We start from the raw sequence: 20,164 nt of genomic DNA, 5'->3' as shown, positions 1-20,164 counted from the left end.
CCACGAACCCCATCAGGCGACGGCCTTTGTGCCGATCCCGGACAGAAGCAAGTCCCCGGCAAGTGGATCAGCAAATAGGGATTGACTCATCGAGGCCCGTTACAGAAGAAGCCTCGCGTGCAGAATAAAAAAGCACACGAGTTAGTCACCACAGGTTCACCGGCTCACACCGGCATTCCCTGCACAATGGTTTTAACGGCTTACTCCGCGCTCCCTGGTGAACCGGGCTTTGTTGCCACCATCCCCGGTGCGTGCGCAAGCATCGTCGCGAGTTGACGCCAGCGTCGGGGCATCAGGACCACACGGCTTCGCCGTACGCGGATCAATGCCATTCGTCGCTTGGCATGACCGCGTCCATCGCATCCCGCACCCAACGTTCGTGACGATCGCGAAACGCCCCTCGTGAGGAGCGCGGGATGGCAATCGCTCTATTGCTGTTTCTACCAAAGCGAAAAGCGAAATATTTTTCGCCCGAGGGCTGGACAGCGCATCCGCTGATTTGGCCGTCGGGCAAATCAGGCTGCGTCGGTGTCAAGCAAATGCTGCAGCCTCGTCATTGCGAGGAGCAACGCGACGAAGCAATCCAGAATCATTCGTGGAACGGCTGGATTGCTTCGCTGAGCCCGTCATCGGGCGCGCATTCGCGCGACCCGTTGGCTCGCAATGACGACGCTAGCGACGGCAAGAAAAGCTCAACGGCACCGCGACGCGGCGATGGCGTGCAGCCTCGCATCGCCAATCACGTGTGCCATGAAAGCCGTTGAGGCAAAGATTTTCGAAAACGCATCGTCACGAATGCTCAAGCCCCCGGTATAGGCACCGAAGGCCGGCATCACCGCGCGCTCGCCGTCGCTGGCAAAACAACGCCGCTCCAGCCAGCGCGCCCGCGTGGCGACCCGGGCTTTGGGATGAAGATGTCCGGCGATTTCGCCGATAGCGCCCGTGGGTTCGTGACGGAACACGATCGGGCCGATCGCGACTTCGCTCGCAACGATGCCGCCAAGATCGGACGGCAATGCCGGATCGTGATTGCCGGAAATCCAGATCCAGTCACGCCGCGCCTGCAACGCAACGATCGCCTCGCGATCCGGCGTCGGCAACCGCTCATGCGCGGTGCGGTCGTGAAAACTGTCGCCGAGCGCAATGACGATTTTCGGATCATGCCGCGCAATGACGGAAGCGAGCCGGCTGAGCGTTGCGACAGTGTCGTAAGGCGGCAGCAAGACGCCCCGAGCAGCAAAGCTCGATCCTTTTTCCAGATGCAGGTCGGAGACGACGAGCAGGCTTTGCTCTTTCCAGAACAGCGCGCCGGAAAGATCGGCCGACAAGGTCACGCCGGCGACATCGAGGCTCGCGATGTGCCCGGCGGCCGTCTCAAATTTCAGAAAATGTCCGCCCGCGTTCACAGCCTACCCCGTCGCCTCTTTCACCAGTTCCTCGGCGGCTTCCGCCAAAAGTTCGTCGGACGCCTCGCCATAGACCGCTTCGCGGCCGATTTCCAGCATCACCGGCACCGCCAGCGGCGACACGCGGTCGAGTTCCCGATGGGTGATTCGCCCCTTGATGCGCGTCAGCATATCACTCAATCGGCGGAGATCGAGCAAGCCGGTCGCGGCATCGGCGCGGGCGGCACGCAGCAGCACGTGATCGGGCTGATGCTTGCGCAAGACGTCGTAGATCAGGTCGGTCGAGAACAGAACCTGACGGCGGGTCTTTTCCTCGTCGGTGAAGCGCCGCGCGATCAGCCCTGAAATCAGCGCGCAGGTGCGGAACGTGCGTTTCATCAGCGCGGATTCGGCGAGCCATGCTTCGAGATCATCGCCCAGCATGTCCGGATCGAACAGCGCGTTGAGATCAAGCCGCCCTTGCCGGATCATGGAGGAGGCATCGCCGAGCCCCCAGATCGCCAGCGCATATTCGTTGGCGACAAATCCAAGTGGCCGCGCGCGGGCGCGCTCCAGCCGCCGCGTCAGCAGCATGCCGAGCGTTTGATGCGCCAGGCGTCCCTCGAACGGATAGCAAACGAGATAATGCTTGTTGCCGCGCGGGAAGGTCTCGACCACCAGCTCGCGCGCGCCGGGCACACGCGACAGATGGGCCTGGAGCGACAGCCAATCGCGCACCTGTTCCGGCAGGCCGCTCCACGCCCGCTTGTCGGCGAGAAGATTGCGAACGCGTTCTGCAAGATAAGTCGAGAGCGGAAACTTGCCGCCCATATAGGACGGCACTTTCGGATCGGAATCGTTGGCGCGCGAGACGTAAACCTGATCCTCCGACATCTGTTCGTAGCGCACCACTTCGCCGCCGAACACGAAGGTGTCGCCGACCGAAAGCCCCTCGATGAAATATTCTTCGATCTCGCCGAGCATGCGGCCGCCGCGTGCAATCGCGCCGGTCGAGCCCTTGTTATTTCCCTGGCCCCCGCCGCGCGAACGCACCAGCCGCACTTTCAGCATCGCTTCCTCCACGATGGTGCCGACATTGAGACGATAGCTCTGCCGCACCTTCGGATTGGTGACGCGCCAGCGGCCGTTTTTGTCCTGCTTGATGCGGGCAAAGCGTTCATAGGTCTTCAGCGCATAACCGCCGGTGGCGACGAAATCGACCACGTCATCGAAATCGGTCCGGTTCAGTTCGGCATAGGGCGCTGCCGTCCGAACTTCTTCGTAGAGCTCATTGGCCAGGAAAGGCTCGCCACAGGCGCGGCCCAACACATGCTGCGCCAGCACATCCAGCGCGCCGGTGCGCAGTGGCGGCGTATCCTGCGCGTTCTCGGCGACCGCATCGATCGCGACCCGGCACTCCAGCACTTCGAAGCGATTCGCCGGCACCAGCACCGCGCGCGAAGCTTCATCGATGCGGTGGTTGGCGCGGCCGATCCGTTGCATGAGCCGCGAGGCGCCCTTCGGCGCGCCGACATTGATGACGAGATCGACATCGCCCCAGTCGACGCCGAGATCGAGCGAAGACGTACAGACCACGCCGCGCAACCCGCCTGCGGCCATCGCATCCTCGACCTTGCGGCGCTGGGCGACGTCGAGCGAGCCGTGATGCAGCGCGATCGCAAGCCCGTCATCGTTCATCCGCCACAGGTCCTGAAACAACATCTCGGCCTGGCTGCGGGTATTGACGAACACCAGCGTGGTCCTGTTGCGCTTGATGAGGTCATAAATCTCGCCAAGCGCATGACGCGCGCTATGCCCGGCCCACGGCAAGCGCTCGCGCGTATCCAGCATCTCGACGATGGGCGCGGGGGCGCCGCCCGCAACAACGATGTCGGCGGACTGGCGCTCGCCATTTGGCTGCGGCACCAGAAATCGCGACAGCTGCTCCGGCTCGGCCACCGTGGCCGACAGCCCGATCGCGCGGAGCTGCGGCGCCAGGCGCCATAACCGCGCGAGCCCGAGCGACAACAGATCGCCGCGTTTGGAGGTCACCAGCGCATGCAACTCGTCAAGCACGATGCGCTTGAGCTGCGAAAACAGGAACGGCGCATCGTCGGACGACAGCAACAAAGCGAGCTGTTCGGGTGTGGTGAGCAGGATATCCGGCGGATAACGCCGCTGCCGCTGCCGCCGCGATACCGGCGTGTCGCCGGTGCGGGTTTCGACCTTGATCGGCAGTCCCATTTCGGCGATCGGCGTTTCCAGGTTGCGCGCGATGTCGACCGCCAGCGCCTTCAGCGGCGAGATGTAAAGCGTGTGCAGGCCGCCGCTGCGTTTCACGCCGCGTCCGGTGGAGATGAGGCTTTCTTTGTCACCTCCCTCCTTGTGGGGGAGGTCGGCAGCCCCAGGCTGCCGGGATGGGGGTAGCGTCATCGGCGGTGTATGTGGCCACCCCCCTCCCCGCCCCTCCCCCACAAGGGTGGAGGGAGAAGCAGCACCGCTCAATTCCACCAGCGTCGGCAAAAATCCCGCGAGCGTCTTGCCGGCGCCGGTCGGCGCGATCAGCAGCGCGGAACGACCCTCGCGCGCTTTTTCCAGCAACGCCAGTTGATGCTCCCGCGGCGACCAGCCGCGTGAGGCAAACCAGCGCAGAAAGATTTCAGGTAGCGGCGCAAGGGAAAAAAGATCCGGTTGGGCTGATGTCACGACTTCGACGCAACCACAACAAGACCCGGCACGGGAACGTTGCTTTCGGTGCGAAACGATTGTTCCTCGAACTGCGACAGCGTCAGGCCCGCTGCGGCGAGCGAACTGCGAACATAATGCGGACTGTGGGCGTAACGCAGGCCGGCGCCGAGGATAACGCCGTCACCGGCATGCCGCTCCAGCGTGAACGCCAGAAGACCGCCTGCGACAAGCACCCGATTAACTTCCGTCAGCACGGGCACCAGATCGGGGACGTACACCATGGCGTCCGCCGCGAGGATGAGATCGGCGCTCGAGTTAGCCCTCACCCGTAACCCCTCGAGCATGTCGCCAACCTCGAGCTCCGCGTAGAGCCCGGTGGCTTTCGCCTTCTCGATCATGCCGGGTGAGAGATCGATGCCGGTGAAATGATCGACCTCCCTGGCAAAGGCTGACGCCGCAAGGCCCGTGCCGCAGCCGAGATCGATCGCGCGCTTGAAGAAGGCGGGCTTCTTTATCGCGTGCCGCGCCGCCAGCACCGCCTTGAACAACAGCGACGGCCCGCGATAGCCGAGATCGTCGATCAGCGCGCGATCGAATCGCGGCGCGTATTGATCGAACAGCGTCCGCACATAGGCCGGTGGCATGCTTGAGAGTTGTTCCGCGCCAAGCCGCATCAGCCGCAGGCCCGCGCCATGCGGATCGCTGGCATCGGCGTCGCGCGCTTTCCGAAAAGCTGCGATCGCCGCATCGCGCTCGCCGAGCTGTTCGCGGATTTCGCCGAGGGTAAACCAGGCCGACGTGAAAGCAGGCGCGAGTTCAACGGCCTGATCCAGCAAATCGGCGGCCGCAGCGAGGTCGCCCTTGAGCTGCAGGTCGCGCGCGAATTCATAGCGGCGGTCGGCAATCAGATCGCCGGAGGACAGAAACAGGCGCGCGGGCATTTCAGGGCCGAGTGTGGTTGCGAGGACAAAAGCGGGACTCGAATGAACCATTCACAAACCTATATAAACGACATGCGCCCGCAAGACATCCTGACCCCTCAGCCGGCCGGCCTGTGCTGCAAGCCGGGCGGTTTTCATATCGACCCGGTGCGGCCCGTGGAGCGCGCGGTGATCACCCATGGCCACTCGGATCACGCCCGGCCCGACCATGGCGCGGTGCTGGCGACCCAAGAGACGCTCGACATGATGCGGCTGCGCTATGGCGAGAACTTTTCCCGCTCAACGCAGGCCATCGGCTATGGCGAGAAATTGCGGCTCGGCGACGTCACCGTCAAGTTCCACCCCGCGGGCCATGTGCTGGGCTCGGCGCAGATCGCCGTCAGTTGCGGCGACACGCGCGTGGTGGCCTCCGGCGATTACAAGGATGCGCCCGATCCGACCTGTGTGCCTTTCGAGGTCGTGCGCTGCGACGTGTTCATTACGGAGGCGACGTTCGGCTTGCCGGTATTCCGCCACGGCGATGCGGCGGATCAAGTGAAGAAGTTACTAGATTCCGTGGCGCTGTTTCCGGAGCGGGCGCATCTGGTCGGCGCCTATTCACTCGGCAAGGCCCAGCGCGTGATCGCGCTGTTGCGCGCCGCCGGCTACGACGCGCCGATCTATCTGCATGGCGCGATGGAGAAAATCACCACCTATTACCAAAGCCGCGGCGTCGAGCTCGGCGAACTTCGCCCCGTCAAAGGCATGAAGAAGGCCGATCTCGCCGGCACCATCACGCTCGCGCCGCCTTCGGCCACGTCCGATGTCTGGACACGGCGATTTCCCGATCCCGTCACCGCCTTTGCCTCGGGCTGGATGCGGGTGCGGGCCCGCGCGCGCCAGGGCGGCATCGAACTGCCGCTGGTGATTTCCGACCACGCCGACTGGGACGGCCTGACCGCGACCATCCAGGCGACCGGCGCCGGCGAAATCTGGGTCACCCATGGCCAGGAAGACGCGCTGGTGCATTGGTGCAAGACGCAAGGGCTCGCCGCGCGCCCGCTCGATCTCGTCGGCTATGGCGACGAAGACAGCGGAGCAGACGAGACGGCGGCGGCGAGCGAAGGCGACGAGACATGAATCGCTTTGCCGAGCTGCTCGATCGCCTCGCTTATGAGCCCGGCCGCAACAACAAGCTGCGCCTGCTCACGAACTATTTTCGTACCGTAGAGGATCCCGACCGCGGCTATGCGCTCGCGGCCATCACCGGTGCGCTCTCGTTCAAACACGCCAAACCCGGTCTCATTCGCGACCTGATCACCGAACGCACCGATCCCACGTTGTTTGCGCTGTCGTATGACTATGTCGGCGATCTCTCGGAGACGGTGGCGCTGATGTGGCCGAAGGCGTCAGCTGATCGCCACCAATCTTTTTCTGCTGACCCCCCTCCCCAACCCTCCCCCACAAGGGGGGAGGGAGCTCATACGAGCCAGGAGCTATCACCTCGAACACAAGCGACCACGCATGGCAGAGAATCTTCTTCGACCCCGGCAACAAGCGCTTCCGTTCCCTCCCCCCTTGTGGGGGAGGGTCAGGGAGGGGGGAATCGCGGGCGCGATACTCGTGTTGACCGCCGGCTCCACAACAACCCGCCGCCGCCGACCCTGACCGAAGTGGTCACCACGCTGCGCACGCTCGGCAAGACCGAAATCCCGAAACAGCTTGCGCGCTGGCTCGACGACCTCGATGAAACCGGCCGCTGGGCGTTGCTGAAGCTCGTGACCGGCGCGATGCGGATCGGCATTTCGGCTCGGCTCGCGAAGACCGCGGCGGCGGCGCTCGGCGACAAGGACGCCCACGAGGTCGAACTGATCTGGCCCGGGCTTACGCCGCCCTATCTCGATCTGTTCGCCTGGCTGGAAGGACGCGGCGAAAAGCCGGTCAATCTCGATCCGGCACCATTTCGTCCGGTGATGCTGGCGCACGCGATCGAGGATGCGGATTTTGCGAATCTCGATCCTGCCGACTACATCGCCGAATGGAAGTGGGACGGCATTCGCGTGCAGGCCGTGAGCGGCCGTGATCCGCAAGGCCACATCGCCACCCGGCTTTATTCGCGCAGCGGCGAGGACATCACCAAAAGCTTTCCCGATTTGTTGCCATCGCTGCATCTGCCGGGCGCGATCGACGGCGAATTACTGGTGGTGCGCGAGGGCCGCGTGCAGAGTTTCAACGTGCTGCAACAACGCCTCAACCGCAAAGTGGTCTCACCAAAACTGATCAAGGAATATCCTGTCCACCTGCGCGCCTATGATCTGCTCGCTGACGATGAGAACGATCTGCGCGATCTCACTTTTGCCGAACGCCGCGAGCGGCTGGCAGCCTTCGTTGCGAGACTTGGCGAACCCAGGATCGACCTGTCGCCCACGATTGCGTTCGACAGTTGGGAGGCGCTCGCCACGGCGCGGCGCGATCCCTTGAGCGCCGGTGCCGGCGAAGACGCCGAGGCCGTGGAAGGGGTGATGCTGAAACGCCGCGATGCGCTTTACCTGCCGGGACGTCCCAAAGGCCAATGGTGGAAATGGAAACGCGATCCGCATGTCATCGATGCGGTTTTGATGTATGCGCAGCGCGGCCACGGCAAACGCTCGTCCTATTATTCCGATTATACCTTCGGGGTCTGGACCGGCGCGCGAGACGACGCGCAGCTCGTGCCGGTCGGCAAGGCCTATTTCGGCTTCACCGACGAAGAACTTCTGCAAATCGACCGCTTTGTCCGCCGCAACACCACGGAGAAATTCGGTCCTGTACGGCAGGTCGTGCATGAACCCGATCAGGGGCTTGTGCTGGAAGTCGCGTTTGAGGGCCTGCAACGCTCGACGCGGCATAAATCCGGCGTCGCGATGCGATTTCCGCGAATCAGCCGCCTGCGCTGGGACAAACCACCGCGCGAAGCGGACCGGCTGGAGACGCTGGAACGGCTATTGAAAGGCTCGGTCGTTTCGGAGCCGGCGGAAACCGGCCCGGATTAACAAACCGCAACCGATATCACGGCAAAACAGGTTCTCACCTTTGCCAATCATGCTCTATAATGGTGGGAACAGCGGGAGACGATCGATGGAGAACGAGACAAGACCAATGCCGGCGACCAGCAACGATGCCCTGTATCGCTTTCTGGGCGGCTCGCCATTGGCCGTGGCGTTCCGGCTGATCCTGCTCTCGATTCTGGTCGGCGTGGTGCTGGCCGCGATCGGTTTCGATCCCTGGAATATCCTGCGCAGCATCGAACTGTTGTTTCGGCGCATCTGGGATCTCGGCTTCGATGCAGTCAACTGGCTTTGGCGTTACTTCCTGCTTGGCGCCGTGATCGTGATCCCGCTCTGGCTCCTGATGCGGCTGTTCGGCGGCAGCCCGCGCGGGCGGTAATCAATAGGCCAGTCTGCCTTGAGTTCGAAGGTTACGAGCGCGCGGGTTTTCGCCATCGCGGGTCCCGCGATGGTGGCGAATCTCACGACGCCGCTGATCGGGGTGGTCTCGACCATTGCCATCGGGCGGCTCGGCGATGCCACGCTGCTTGGCGGGGTGGCAATCACCTCGGTGGTGTTCGACTGCCTGTTCTGGCTGTTTTCCTTTCTGCGCACCAGCACGGTCGCGTTCACAGCCCAGGCACTCGGCGCCGGCGAGACGGAGGAAATCCGCGCGCTCTTGGTGCGGGGCCTCGTGATTGCCGCGCTGGTCGGCCTCAGTCTGATTGTTCTTCAGATTCCGCTGGGCCTGATCCTGCTCGACGCCATGGGCGGCAGCGAAGGTGTGACCCGCGCCGCGCGAGCCTATTTCGCGATCCGGATCTGGTCGGCGCCGATTGTGCTGGCGAACTTCGTCGTGCTCGGCTGGCTGATCGGACAGGCGCGCGCAGGCCTTGCGCTCGCGATCCAGATCGTCATCAACGCGATCAATATGGCCGCGACCGTTACGCTCGTGATCGGCATGAACGCAGGGATCCAAGGCGCCGCCGTGGCGGCGGTGGTGGCGGAAGCGGTCGGGCTCGTGCTCGGCGTTATCGTCGCGCGAACCATCACCCATCGGCCGCTCGACGTACCGCGGCCGGTCCTGCTCGATCGCGCCAAACTGTGGCGCATGCTGGCGGTCAACTGCGACATCATGATCCGTACCGCGGCTCTGATCGCCGCGCTGCTGTTCTTCACCGCGCAAGGCGCCCGCGCCGGCGACGTGACCCTCGCCGCCAATGCGGTCCTGAATAATTTCCTCCTGATCAGCGCATTTTTCCTCGACGGCCTCGCCAACGCCGCCCAGCAACTCTGCGGGCAGGCCTATGGCGCGCGCGACCGAAAAGCTTTTTCCGACGCGGTACGCCTGGTGCTGTCGTGGGGATTTGGTTTCGCCGTCGTGGTCGCGCTGGTATTTGCGCTGTTCGGGCCCTGGCTGATCCACACCATGACCGCAAACGACCATGTGCAGCAGACCGCGCGGGACTATCTGTGGTTTGTTGTGGCCTCGCCGCTGCTAGCGGTATTTGCCTTCGGCTATGACGGCATCTTCATCGGCGCGACCTGGGCGCGTGAGATGCGCAACCTGATGATGCTGTCGCTGGTGTGCTTTCTCGCCACATGGTTCGCGCTACGCGGCCTCGGCAATACCGGCCTGTGGATCGCCATGCTCGTGCTTTATGCCTCACGGGGCGGATTGCAGGCGCTGCGCTATCCCGTCAACCTGCGTGCGTCGTTCGGCGACGGATTGAGCTCTCTCTCATCGAGCGAACGCCGCGTTAAATCACCGGCCAGTCCTCGGCCGTGATCGTGGCCGCATCCGCACCGACGATTTCCGAGAGCTGATCACGGCCGGTGCGCAGCAGCGTCGAGGAAAGATCGCGCTTGATCTCATCGACCAGGCCGAGCCCCTTATAGATCAGCGCGGAATAAAGCTGGATCAGGCTCGCGCCGGCGCGAATCTTGGTCAGCGCGCCGCCGCCGGAATCGATACCGCCGACCCCGATGAGCGGAAACGCGCCCTCCGCCCTCACATAGGTCTCCGCCACCATCCGCGTCGACAAGCGATAGAGCGGACGGCCGGACAGCCCTCCGGTCTCCTTGGCGCGATGTTGCTCGCGCAAGGTCGAGGGCCGCCCGAGCGTCGTGTTGGTCACGATCATGCCGTCGGCACGGCGCGAGCGCGCGATGTGAACCACGTCGTCGAGTTCGGCGAGGCTGAGGTCCGGCGCGACTTTCAACAAGATCGGCGAATCGCCGGCGTTCTTTCGCACCCGCTCCCTGGCGTCGATCACCCGCGCCAGGAGATCGTCGAGCGCGCTCGCCTGCTGCAGGCTGCGCAAGCCCGGCGTGTTCGGCGAGGACACGTTCACGGTGAAATAGCTCGCCACCGGCGCAAAGGTTTCGATCAGCTTGACGTAGTCGTCGTTGCGATCGGCGGAGTCCTTGTTGGCCCCGACATTGACGCCGACGATGCCGCAGAAATGGGCGCGCGCCGCCAGCCGCCGCAACACGCTTTCCGCGCCGTCGCCGTTGAACCCGAGACGGTTGATCACAGCCTCGTCGCGCTCCAGCCGAAAAATTCGCGGCCGCGGATTACCGCCCTGCGGTTTCGGCGTCACCGTTCCGATCTCGACAAAACCGAAGCCGAGGCGCAGCAGCGCGTCCGGCACCTCGCCGTTCTTGTCGAAGCCCGCGGCCATGCCGATCGGATTGGGAAAATTCAGGCCAAAGGCCCGCACCGCCAACTTCGGATCGTCGGCGCGCGGCCGCGCCGGCGGCAGCAGTTTGAGGCCCTGTACGGCGAGCCGATGCGCATCCTCGGGATCGAGCCATCGAAGCAAGGGGAGAGAAACGGCGTCGAAGGCGCGGATCACGGCTCAAGCTCCGGAAGTTCGTGAAAGCCGTCGGATCGTGCGCGCATGGAAAGAACGCCGGTGACCGCGCCAAGATCGAGCTCGCCGTAGAGGTGCGGGAATAGTTCGTCGTTGCGCGAGCGCTCCCATCGCAAGGCATCGCCCAGCGCGTCCGCATCGACCGCGATCAGGAACAAACCTGTTTGGCCGGAAAAATGCTTTCGCGCGGTCTCTTCGACCTGGGAAGCGGTCGAGAAATGAATGAAGCCGTCGCTGACATCGACGGGGCTACCCCGGAACACGCCTTGCCGCTCCGCCTCGCGCCAGGCGGAAGCCGGGCAGATTTTATAGATCATGCCCACGCTCGCGGCTCCGCTTCGCCGCGCCATCCTGCGTCCGGACCCGCTATCCGTGCCATCGTACGCGCTGGGGCTGTTATGATTTTTTGGTCCATGCGGAACGGACCGTATCGGCGCGACTGGCGCACTTCAAGGGCCGCCCCGGCTGCAGCTGCCCGGGAAGCTCGTCATAGGCGAACGGAAGCGACGCCGTTCTTCGAACGGCCAGGCCCGGCCATGACCGAAAAATTACGTCGCGTAGTCGGGTTCCTTGCGGTCGAGGATGCGCTTGAGGGCCGCGAAGTGCCGCTCGGCCGGGGAAAGCCCGAGATAGAAGGAATTGCCGCGCATTTCCTGCCTGGTCTTTTCCACCACCGGCTCCGGCAGCTTCTTCAACGGCTGTCCGGTCCACATCGCATAGATCTGCACCTGGGCGGCGCGCTCGATGTAATAGAGCTTGTCATAGGCAGAAGCGATGGTTTCGCCCACCGTCGAGATGCCATGATTGGCCATGAACAGAATGGTCTTGTCGCCGATGACCCTGGCGAGGCGCTCGCCTTCAGCCGGATCGAAGGCAGGGCCGCTATATTCATCGTCATAGGCGATTTTGCCGGACATACCCACTTCAGTTTGCCCGATTTCCTTGATGCGCGGGTCTTCCAGTCGCGTCAGCGCGCTCGCATAGGGCATGTGGGTGTGAAACACCGCTTTCGCTTGCGGCAGCGCTTTGTGGATGGGCGCATGGATGCAATAGCAGGAGCGCTCGACATCGCCCTCGCCGCGCTTGACCTCACCGTCATCGATGCCGACTTCCATGAAACAGGAGGCGTTGACTTCCGACCAGTGCGTACCGAACGGGATTTGATAGTAGCGGCTGCTGTCGCCCGGCACGACGTAGGTCAGGTGATTGAAGATACCTTCGTTAAAGCCATGCATATAGGCGAGCCGGTGCGCGGCGGCGAGATCTACCCGGGCCTGCCACTGCTCGGCACTCACATCCGCAAGTTTTTCCGGCGAAACCCTGAACTGCATGAGCGTTCTCCTGAATTATGTTGGCTGTTGAGGGCAAACCTAGCGCGATTTGACGCGCCCGTCATGACCGGGCTTGACCCGGCCGTCCATCGAAAGAGAACGCCTGCTCTGCGAATTGGGATGGGCTGTTACCGCGCCTTGCGCTGTCGTCCCTGCGAAAGCAGGGACCCACACCGCGAAATCTAGCCATTCGCGATCTGGTCGACGCCCTTAGTAACAACCGCGGCCGGTGGTTATGGGTCCCTGCTTTCGCAGGGACGACGGAGCGATTTAAGCACTCCGCGCCAATGCGCCGTCGATCATTGCGACCGCATTGGCGAGGCCATAGACCGCGACGAACGAGCCGAAGCGCGGACCTTTTTCCTGACCGAGCAGCACCTGATAGAGCATGTTGAACCAGTCGAGCGACACGCCCGGCCGGCCATCCTTGCCCTTCTTGACCGGATCGAGGAACGGCTCGCGGCGGCCGATCTCGTAAACCACGTTCTGGATATCCTCCGCGGTCGATCCCTCGGGCATGTTCGCCAGCGCATCGCGCAAATCCTGCAGCGCAGCGCGCCCGCCGTCCGTCGGCTCGCGGAACTGTTTGGTCGGCGCCACGAAGTCGCGATAATAGTTGATGGCGTAGCCGACCATCGCATCGAGCTTGGGATGGGTTTCCGGCGTCACGCCCGGGCGATAGCGCCCGATGAAGCCCCAGAGCGTCGAGGCATTCTCCGCGTTCGACGACGACACCAGCGTCAGCAAAAGCTGGAACGTGACCGGCATGTCGGCCTTCGGCGGATGCCCGGCGTGAACGTGCCAGACCGGATTGCCGAGTTGCTGGCGGGCGTCCTGACGCGGAAAGCCTTCGAGGAACTGCTGGTAGTCGTCGACATTGCGCGGGATCACGTCGAAATAGAGCCGCTTGGCCGCCTTCGGTTCGCGGTACATGAACAGCGACAGCGATTCCGGCGACGCATAGCGCAGCCATTCGTCGATGGTCAGGCCATTGCCCTTCGACTTTGAAATCTTCTGGCCCTTTTCGTCCAGGAAAAGCTCGTAGTTAAATCCTTCCGGCGGCGTGCCGTCGAGCGCCGCGCAGATTTTGCCCGAGAGCTTGACCGAATCGATCAGGTCCTTGCCGGCCATTTCATAGTCGACGCCGAGCGCATACCAGCGCATCGCCCAGTCCGGCTTCCATTGCAGCTTGCAATGCCCGCCGGTCACCGGAAGCGTGACGCGCTCTTTCGTCTCGGGATCGTCATAGGAGATCGTGCCGGCTTTGACGTCATGGGAGACGATCGGCACCTGCAGCACCACACCGGTGCGCGGGCAGATCGGCAGGAACGGCGAATAGCTGGCCGCGCGCTCTTCGCGCAAAGACGGCAGCATGATCGCCATCACCTTCTCGATCCGCTCCAGCATCTTCAGCAGCGTCGCGTCGAACCGTCCCGAGGTGTAATAATCGGTCGAACTGGCGAATTCGTAGTTGAAGCCGAACGTGTCGAGGAAGGCGCGCAGCCGCGCATTGTTATGCGCGCCGAAACTGGAATGCGTGCCGAACGGGTCCGGCACTTGGGTCAACGGCTTGCCGAGATTTCGTTCGAGCAGGTCCTTGTTCGGGACATTGTCCGGCACCTTGCGCAGGCCGTCCATGTCGTCGGAGAACGCCAGCAAGCGGGTCTTGATCTTGTCCTCGGTCAGCACGCGAAACGCGTGACGCACCATGGTGGTGCGCGCGACCTCGCCGAAGGTGCCGATATGCGGCAGGCCGGACGGACCGTAGCCGGTCTCGAACAGCACCTCGTCTTTCGGCTTCTTTTTCAGCCGCGCCACAATCGCTTTCGCCTGCTCAAACGGCCAGGCGTTGGATTGTTCGGCGAGCGCGCGCAGGTCGCTCGGGCTGGTGGCAAGGTCGATGAAGGACATTTAGGCTCAATTTCCTTTTGTACATTCAAACTAACACAGCCGTCATTGCGAGCGAAAGCAAAGCAATCCAGAAAAGCCGGGCGAAAAGCTGGATTGCTTCGGAGCTAACGCTCCTCGCAATGACGAGGAATGGGACGCAGTCGACCCCTAAAACGGACTGACCGAAAAATAGTGCAGCCACAGATCGGTATAGCGGCCCTTTTCCCAGAGCCGGAACAGCGCCCAGTTCAGCGACTGCCGCAGCAGATCATTGCCCTTGCGCACGGCAATGCCGACACCCTCGCCGAAATAGCGGCTTTCAACGAAAGGCCCGCCCGAGAACGCGCAGCAGTCGCCGGAGTCCGTGCCATTGATCCAGAACGCGAGCGAGATCGCGTCGCCGAAAATGAAATCGACCTCGCCGCGCCGCAACGCCGCGCGCAGCGCCTCGTCGTTTGGATAAGGGTGCAACTCCACATCCGTGAACATCGCCTTCAAATAAGCCTCATGCGAGGTGCCCGCGATCGCGCCGACTTTCCGCCCCTCCAGAAACTCCGGTTTGATTTCCCGCATCACCGAATCCCGCCGCGACACGAAGCGCGCCGGAACGCGGTAGTAGGGATCGCTGAAATCCAGCCGTGCACGCAACTGCGGCGTCACGGCGAGCGAGGCGATGATGGCATCGCCCCGGTTACTGGAAATCGCGTCGAGCAGCGTCTCGAAGCGCCGCATCTGCACCGTGCAGGTCACTTTGATTTCGTCGCAGATCATCCGCGCCAGATCGACATTGAACCCCGCGGGGTTGCCGTCGGGGCCGGTGAAGTTGAAGGGCGGATAGTCGGTCTCGGTCAGAAACCGGATAACCGTAATGCGCGACAGATCCGGCCGGTCCGGCCGCCGCCGCGGGTCCCAGAAGCCCGGCACGGCCTGGGGCGCGGCTTCGACAACCGGCCGGGCCGACCCTTGAGCAGGCGCCGCTTGAACCGGTGCAGGCTGAATTGGTGCGACCGGCGCCGCCTGCGGCGGTGCGGCTTGAATTGGAGCAACCTGGGTTAGCGCAGGTGAGGACGGTTTCGGGCTCTGGGCCTGCGCAAAACCACCCGCCAGCGTCAGCGCAACCGCCAAAGCCAGCCGAACGGCTTTCGGGATCGCCCGTGCCAAGCCGTATGGCCCTGGTCCGTTCCAACTCGTGTGGTTAACCTGCATCGCTCGCCGATTTATCGGAAATCGGACGCCTTATAGACCCATCCGGTGGTCCTGTTCCAGCGTTCGGGCCGCCCGGGCGGATCAGAGATACGGCTTGAGGTCGGAAGCGGCGTCTTCAGGCTTGCGGTTGATGTTGAACGGGGAAACGAATTTGCCGTCGCGGTCCATCAAATAGACCAGCGCGGTATGGTCCATGGTGTAGTCGCCGTCTTTCAACGGAACTTTCTTGGCATAGACCCGATATTCCGAAAGCACCTTCGCGATCTCTTCCGCGTTGCCGGTGAGGCCTTTCAGGCGCGGATCGAAGCTCGACAAATACTCCTTCATCGCAGCCTGGGTGTCCCGTTCGGGATCGACCGAGATGTAATAGGCGTTGACGCGATCGGCGTCCTCGCCCATCGCCTTCAGCACCTCGGATATCTCAAACAGCGTTGTCGGACAGACGTCGGGACAGTGGGTGAAACCGAAGAAGATCAGCGAAGGTCGCCCCTGCATGGATTTATCGGTCACGGTTTGACCGGTCTGGTCGGTCAGTTGGAACGGGCCGCCGATCGCGGCCGGGGCTGTCACGTGGCGCAGCCCGCCCATGACCCACAACATCAGGACGAGGCCGACGACCAAACTGGCCGAAAACGCGCCAATGACGACCAGCGGGCGGGTGGTCCGTTCCATCACCAAAATCCTCAGAAACAAGCGGCGAAGCCGGAAGCGATCATCTCGAAAAAGACCGCGCTTCCGTAATGCGACCACAGGACCGCGGCCGCGAGCACAAGCAGGACGCCGAACACCGCTCCGCCGACCACCACCGCACGCGCCACCCGGCTCGGGGGCGGAACAGTCTGCGGCGTGGAAAGGAGGTCTGCCATTTGTGATCAATCTATCCGCTCAAAAAGCCCGAACGAAGGCCAGATACGGCCGTCCAAGCTCCTAAGGGTCAGATAAAGCCTGCCACCGGCCCCGGCAAGCACCGGAACCAGGGCAGTCATCACGTCATGCTGATCTGGAAGGGGCGGTTAATGCGTCGGCGCTGGCGCCGATGCCCGGGCGTCGAGGAAGCACGAATGGTACAGGCTCGTCAGTTCCTTGCCCCGCAGATAGATCATGCGCGCCGTCAGTCCGCCGCGCTGGTTGATCCACTTTTTCACCGCTGAGGGATACATCGAGTACAGCATGTGGGTGGCCTCGGGATTGGTGATGGCGTGCCCGTCGTCGTCCATATCCCAAGCCGCGTGGAAGCCGAGCGCCGCGTGGGAGGTCACGCAGATCTTGTCGTGCGGGATGGCACCGAGCACGATGGTGCAGGCCGAGGCGCAGAGGCCATCGATGATCACCATCTCGCCGGAGGTTCTCACTTCCTGATACTTGTCCACGTAGGTGCCGATCCGGCCGCCGCGGTCCTCGCCGATACGCACCACCGCATGGCTTGACCCCATGCTCGCCAGCAAGACAACCGCAGCGAGCAGCCCCATCATGAACTTCATTGTCCAGCCCCGGTTCATACCAGCCGGACCAGGAGCCCGACGGCGTTGTGTGATGCGTCACGAGAGCGTGTTGCCAGTTGGGTATTTTGTCCAGATACCCCGCACAGTTCAAATTAAATTCACATCGAGTGTTGCCTGCACGCTGCACCGGCCGAGCCGAAGTCACGTCCCAAAGCCAAGTCCGAAGCCAAGTCCCGAACTGGAACAAGGCCTTCTGATGACGCGGGTCGGCCGGCGGCCCATTTTGTTGGCTATCTGCCTTGCTGTTGACCATCCCGGCCGTTGCGGGCTTCACTGATTCTACAAATTCTGCAAAAATCGGGGGAAGCGCGATGGCAGGCGAAGCTGACGTCATCGTGGTCGGCGCGGGGCTCGCCGGCCTTGTCGCCGCGACCGAGATCGCGGCGGCCGGCAAGCGCGTCGTCGTGGTCGATCAGGAAGGTGAACAAAACCTTGGCGGCCAGGCATTCTGGTCGTTTGGCGGGCTGTTTCTCATCGATTCTCCCGAGCAGCGCCGGCTTGGCATCAAGGACAATTACGACCTGGCGCATCAGGACTGGATGGGCACGGCCGGCTTCGACCGCGAGGACGATCTCTGGCCGCGGCGATGGGCGGAGGCCTATCTGGCTTTCGCCGCCGGTGAGAAACGCAGCTGGCTGCGGGCGATGGGACACCGAATTTTTCCGGTGGTCGGCTGGGCCGAACGCGGCGGCTATGACGCCATGGGCCACGGCAATTCGGTGCCCAGGTTCCATGTGACCTGGGGCACCGGCCCCGGCATCGTCGAGCCGTTCGAGCGGTTTGCCCGGAGTGCGGAAAAATCAGGATTGCTGACGTTCAAATTCCGCCACCGCGTCGATGCCTTCATCACCCACAACGGCGCTGTCGACGGAATTTCCGGCGCGATCCTCGACGCTGATCCGGTCGAACGAGGCCAGAGCAGTTCGCGCAAGGTCGTCGGCGAGTTCACGCTGCGCGCGCAGGCCGTCATCGTCGCCTCCGGCGGCATCGGCGGCAACCACGATCTGGTGCGGCAAAACTGGCCGGCGCGCCTGGGCCCAGCGCCCACCAACATGATCTCCGGCGTGCCCGAACATGTCGATGGCCGCATGATCGGCATTACCGAGAAAGCCGGCGCGCGGCTGATCAACCGCGACCGGATGTGGCATTACGTCGAGGGCATCCGTAACTGGTCGCCGATCTGGCCGCGCCATGGCATCCGCATCCTGCCCGGACCGTCGTCGATGTGGTTCGACGCATCAGGCAAGCGCCTGCCCTCGCCGCTGTTTCCCAGCTCCGATACGCTTGGTCAGTTGGAATACATCATATCGACCGGCCACGATTATTCGTGGTTCGTGCTGACCCAGAGCATCATCAAGAAGGAATTCGCGCTCTCGGGCTCCGAGCAAAATCCCGACCTCACCGGCAAGAGCTGGCTGATGACCGCGCGCCGCGCCACCAACAAGGGCGCGCCCGCGCCGGTCGAAGCCTTCAAGACCCATGGTGCCGACTTTATCGTGCGCGACAACCTCACCGATCTTGTTGATGCCATGAATGCGCTCGCCGGCAACGATCTTCTGAAGCTCGATGCGATCAAGGCCCAGATCGAGGCGCGCGACCGCGAGATCAAAAACGCCTATGCCAAGGACACCCAAATCATCAACATCCACAATGCGCGGCGTTACATCGGCGACCGCCTGATCCGCACAGCGAAGCCGCACCGGATTCTCGATCCCGCGCACGGCCCGCTGATCGCGGTGAAGCTCAACATTCTGACTCGCAAGACGCTGGGCGGTTTCGAGACAGATCTCGATTCGCGTGTGTTCGGCCAGAATGGCGATATCATGCCGGGGCTTTATGCGGCCGGTGAAGCCGCCGGTTTCGGCGGCGGCGGCATGCACGGCTACCGCGCGCTGGAGGGGACTTTTCTGGGCGGCTGCCTGTTCTCGGGCCGCAACGCGGGCCGCGCGGCGGCCAAAGCTGTTCTGTGAAAACGAAGACTGTTCTGTGACCTCTTCGCAGGCCTCCGCTGTAATAAGGCAGTAGCGATCAGCGCGCAGCCGGGCTAAGTCGCAGCGTCATCCACGGGAGTTCAACATGACCATTCAACGTATCGAAGCCGGACCGCGCATGAGCCAGGTCGTCGTGCACGGCGACACCGTCTATCTCGCGGGCATCGTGGCCAACACGACCGCCGGCGAAAGCGTGACCAAGCAGACGCAGGAAATCCTTTCGATCATCGACGGCCACCTGAAGAAAGCCGGGACCGACAAATCGAAGCTCCTGACCACCACGATCTATATCACCGACATGAAGACGTTTCCCGAGATGAACGCGGCGTGGGATGCCTGGGTCTCGCCGGGCAACACGCCGGCGCGCGCGACCGTCGAGGTCAAGCTCGCTGCGCCGAAATACGGTGTCGAGATCATGGTCATCGCGGCGAAGTAGTTGCGAACACTTTGCGATACGAAAAGGGCGGGATGTGAGGTCATCCCGCCCTTTTGATTCATCAGGTCGAACGATCAGCCGCCAAACGGCCGGCGCCGATGATCCGGCCATCGGGCGCCTCAAGCACGACCGCGACGTCCTGTCCTTCCGGAAAGCGCTCGTTGAGGCGCAACGCTGCGCCCGACCATTGACCGACGATGCGGATCGAACGGACCACATTGGCTTCGGTCAGCGTACGGCCGCCATTTTCACCGCGGGGAATAGCGGTGGTGTGCTCGTGATCGAAGCCGATCAGCAAGATTCTCCCCTTGCCTGAACCGGCGCCAACCTCGATCGACACCTGCTCGCCGTTTTTCGTCACATTGACCGCAGCAGCGGTCGATCCAGCGCGCTTGGCGTTCTCGATCGCAGGTCCCACCGCGCCGCGGTCGGAACCGACCATGCTGGCTGCGCCGTCCACGACGATCTCCGGCGTATAGGACCCGTCGCCAAAGCGGCGGCCGTACACGCCCTGCCGGTCGGTCGCGGCTTCGATCGAGAATGGGTCCCTCCAGCCGAGGCGATCCCAATAGGTGACATGGAAGGCGAGCGCCAGCACGTCGCGGCGGCCCCGCGACAGCTCGTTCAAATAGGCATTGGCCGGCGGACAGGACGAGCAACCCTGCGAGGTGAAGAGTTCGACGACAACGGGCCGCTCAGCGGCATTCGCCGCCACCGGCGACAGGCCGGCGAGTAATCCGAGCGATAAAACGAGGCGCGACAACATGGTGATCCTCCTTTGACGACTGCTCCCATTTCGCTAGGACGACGCACATTGTTACGCGCGGCGGCTTTCACGGTTACGAAATAAGCCGGCGGACGCCCAAGCTCTGGAACAAGGCCCGCCGTCCGGCTAAGGTCCGCAACTAACAAG

At 63.1% G+C, this 20,164-nt stretch carries 18 protein-coding genes; 6 read left to right on the top strand and 12 right to left on the bottom strand.

Translation table 11 applies throughout. The features are described from left to right. Nucleotides 1–692 precede the first annotated feature (692 nt). The 3 genes from pdeM to ABSE61_RS13710 are packed head-to-tail and all read right to left on the bottom strand — an operon-like array spanning nucleotide 693 to nucleotide 5,014. Nucleotides 693–1,385, bottom strand: coding sequence for a ligase-associated DNA damage response endonuclease PdeM (gene pdeM / locus ABSE61_RS13720; protein WP_423871665.1), 693 nt, complete (start codon nucleotides 1,383–1,385; stop codon nucleotides 693–695). Nucleotides 1,386–1,409: 24 nt separating this feature from the next. Further along, nucleotides 1,410–4,091 carry a ligase-associated DNA damage response DEXH box helicase gene (locus ABSE61_RS13715; protein ID WP_423871652.1) on the bottom strand — a complete coding sequence of 894 codons (2,682 nt, stop codon included), beginning with the start codon at nucleotides 4,089–4,091 and terminating at the stop codon, nucleotides 1,410–1,412. Further along, entirely contained in the window at nucleotides 4,088–5,014 is a 927-nt protein-coding gene (locus ABSE61_RS13710) for a class I SAM-dependent DNA methyltransferase (RefSeq protein ID WP_423871664.1), read from the bottom strand. The genes ABSE61_RS13715 and ABSE61_RS13710 overlap by 4 nt, the downstream gene beginning before the upstream one ends. 72 nt (nucleotides 5,015–5,086) lie before the next feature. Between ABSE61_RS13710 and ABSE61_RS13705 the strand changes: the two genes are divergently transcribed. From ABSE61_RS13705 to ABSE61_RS13690, 4 genes are all read left to right on the top strand, one after another. Beyond that, nucleotides 5,087–6,133 carry a ligase-associated DNA damage response exonuclease gene (locus ABSE61_RS13705; protein WP_423871663.1) on the top strand — a complete coding sequence of 349 codons (1,047 nt, stop codon included), beginning with the start codon at nucleotides 5,087–5,089 and terminating at the stop codon, nucleotides 6,131–6,133. Beyond that, the gene (locus ABSE61_RS13700; protein ID WP_423871651.1) at nucleotides 6,130–8,025 is read left to right on the top strand and encodes a cisplatin damage response ATP-dependent DNA ligase; all 1,896 of its coding nucleotides are present in this window, start codon (nucleotides 6,130–6,132) and stop codon (nucleotides 8,023–8,025) included. Before ABSE61_RS13705 ends, ABSE61_RS13700 begins: the two co-directional genes overlap by 4 nt. Nucleotides 8,026–8,110: 85 nt before the next feature. After that, nucleotides 8,111–8,419 carry a DUF6460 domain-containing protein gene (locus ABSE61_RS13695; protein WP_423871650.1) on the top strand — a complete coding sequence of 103 codons (309 nt, stop codon included), beginning with the start codon at nucleotides 8,111–8,113 and terminating at the stop codon, nucleotides 8,417–8,419. A 69-nt stretch (nucleotides 8,420–8,488) separates the two neighbouring features. Beyond that, the gene (locus tag ABSE61_RS13690) at nucleotides 8,489–9,808 is read left to right on the top strand and encodes an MATE family efflux transporter (protein WP_423871662.1); all 1,320 of its coding nucleotides are present in this window, start codon (nucleotides 8,489–8,491) and stop codon (nucleotides 9,806–9,808) included. Here ABSE61_RS13690 and ABSE61_RS13685 read toward each other — a convergent pair. From ABSE61_RS13685 to ABSE61_RS13650, 8 genes are all read right to left on the bottom strand, one after another. Next, the gene (locus tag ABSE61_RS13685; protein WP_423871649.1) at nucleotides 9,780–10,877 is read right to left on the bottom strand and encodes a quinone-dependent dihydroorotate dehydrogenase; all 1,098 of its coding nucleotides are present in this window, start codon (nucleotides 10,875–10,877) and stop codon (nucleotides 9,780–9,782) included. The two genes, ABSE61_RS13690 and ABSE61_RS13685, sit on opposite strands and share 29 nt — an antisense overlap. Beyond that, nucleotides 10,874–11,218 (bottom strand): DUF952 domain-containing protein, encoded by a 345-nt coding sequence (locus tag ABSE61_RS13680; protein WP_423871648.1) that lies wholly within the window; start codon nucleotides 11,216–11,218, stop codon nucleotides 10,874–10,876. Before ABSE61_RS13680 ends, ABSE61_RS13685 begins: the two co-directional genes overlap by 4 nt. Before the next feature lie 225 nt (nucleotides 11,219–11,443). Continuing rightward, nucleotides 11,444–12,226, bottom strand: a complete 783-nt coding sequence (locus ABSE61_RS13675; RefSeq protein WP_423871647.1) for a class II aldolase/adducin family protein — start codon at nucleotides 12,224–12,226, stop codon at nucleotides 11,444–11,446. A 270-nt stretch (nucleotides 12,227–12,496) separates the two neighbouring features. Next, nucleotides 12,497–14,137 carry a lysine--tRNA ligase gene (locus ABSE61_RS13670; protein WP_423871646.1) on the bottom strand — a complete coding sequence of 547 codons (1,641 nt, stop codon included), beginning with the start codon at nucleotides 14,135–14,137 and terminating at the stop codon, nucleotides 12,497–12,499. A 147-nt stretch (nucleotides 14,138–14,284) separates the two neighbouring features. Next, complete coding sequence (locus ABSE61_RS13665) at nucleotides 14,285–15,115, bottom strand: transporter substrate-binding domain-containing protein (protein WP_423871661.1); 831 nt, start codon at nucleotides 15,113–15,115, stop codon at nucleotides 14,285–14,287. A gap of 288 nt (nucleotides 15,116–15,403) precedes the next feature. After that, nucleotides 15,404–15,994, bottom strand: a complete 591-nt coding sequence (locus ABSE61_RS13660; RefSeq protein ID WP_423871645.1) for an SCO family protein — start codon at nucleotides 15,992–15,994, stop codon at nucleotides 15,404–15,406. Nucleotides 15,995–16,005: 11 nt separating this feature from the next. Next, the gene (locus ABSE61_RS13655) at nucleotides 16,006–16,188 is read right to left on the bottom strand and encodes a hypothetical protein (RefSeq protein ID WP_423871644.1); all 183 of its coding nucleotides are present in this window, start codon (nucleotides 16,186–16,188) and stop codon (nucleotides 16,006–16,008) included. A gap of 147 nt (nucleotides 16,189–16,335) precedes the next feature. After that, nucleotides 16,336–16,803 carry a hypothetical protein gene (locus ABSE61_RS13650; RefSeq protein WP_423871643.1) on the bottom strand — a complete coding sequence of 156 codons (468 nt, stop codon included), beginning with the start codon at nucleotides 16,801–16,803 and terminating at the stop codon, nucleotides 16,336–16,338. A 332-nt stretch (nucleotides 16,804–17,135) separates the two neighbouring features. On the opposite strand from ABSE61_RS13650, the gene ABSE61_RS13645 reads away from it, so the two are divergent. Then, a complete protein-coding gene (locus tag ABSE61_RS13645) occupies nucleotides 17,136–18,794 on the top strand; it encodes an FAD-binding dehydrogenase (RefSeq protein WP_423871642.1) in 1,659 nt (552 codons plus the stop codon). A gap of 106 nt (nucleotides 18,795–18,900) precedes the next feature. After that, nucleotides 18,901–19,251 carry a RidA family protein gene (locus ABSE61_RS13640; RefSeq protein ID WP_423871641.1) on the top strand — a complete coding sequence of 117 codons (351 nt, stop codon included), beginning with the start codon at nucleotides 18,901–18,903 and terminating at the stop codon, nucleotides 19,249–19,251. 61 nt (nucleotides 19,252–19,312) lie between these two features. Here the strand turns inward: ABSE61_RS13640 and ABSE61_RS13635 are convergent, their stop codons facing one another. Beyond that, nucleotides 19,313–20,017, bottom strand: a complete 705-nt coding sequence (locus ABSE61_RS13635; RefSeq protein ID WP_423871640.1) for a DUF1223 domain-containing protein — start codon at nucleotides 20,015–20,017, stop codon at nucleotides 19,313–19,315. Between the last annotated feature and the right edge of the window lie 147 nt (nucleotides 20,018–20,164).

The sequence above is a fragment of the Bradyrhizobium sp. genome, assembly GCF_049519115.1.
GTDB lineage: Bacteria > Pseudomonadota > Alphaproteobacteria > Rhizobiales > Xanthobacteraceae > Bradyrhizobium.
This window is presented reverse-complemented; position numbering and strand designations above follow the sequence as displayed.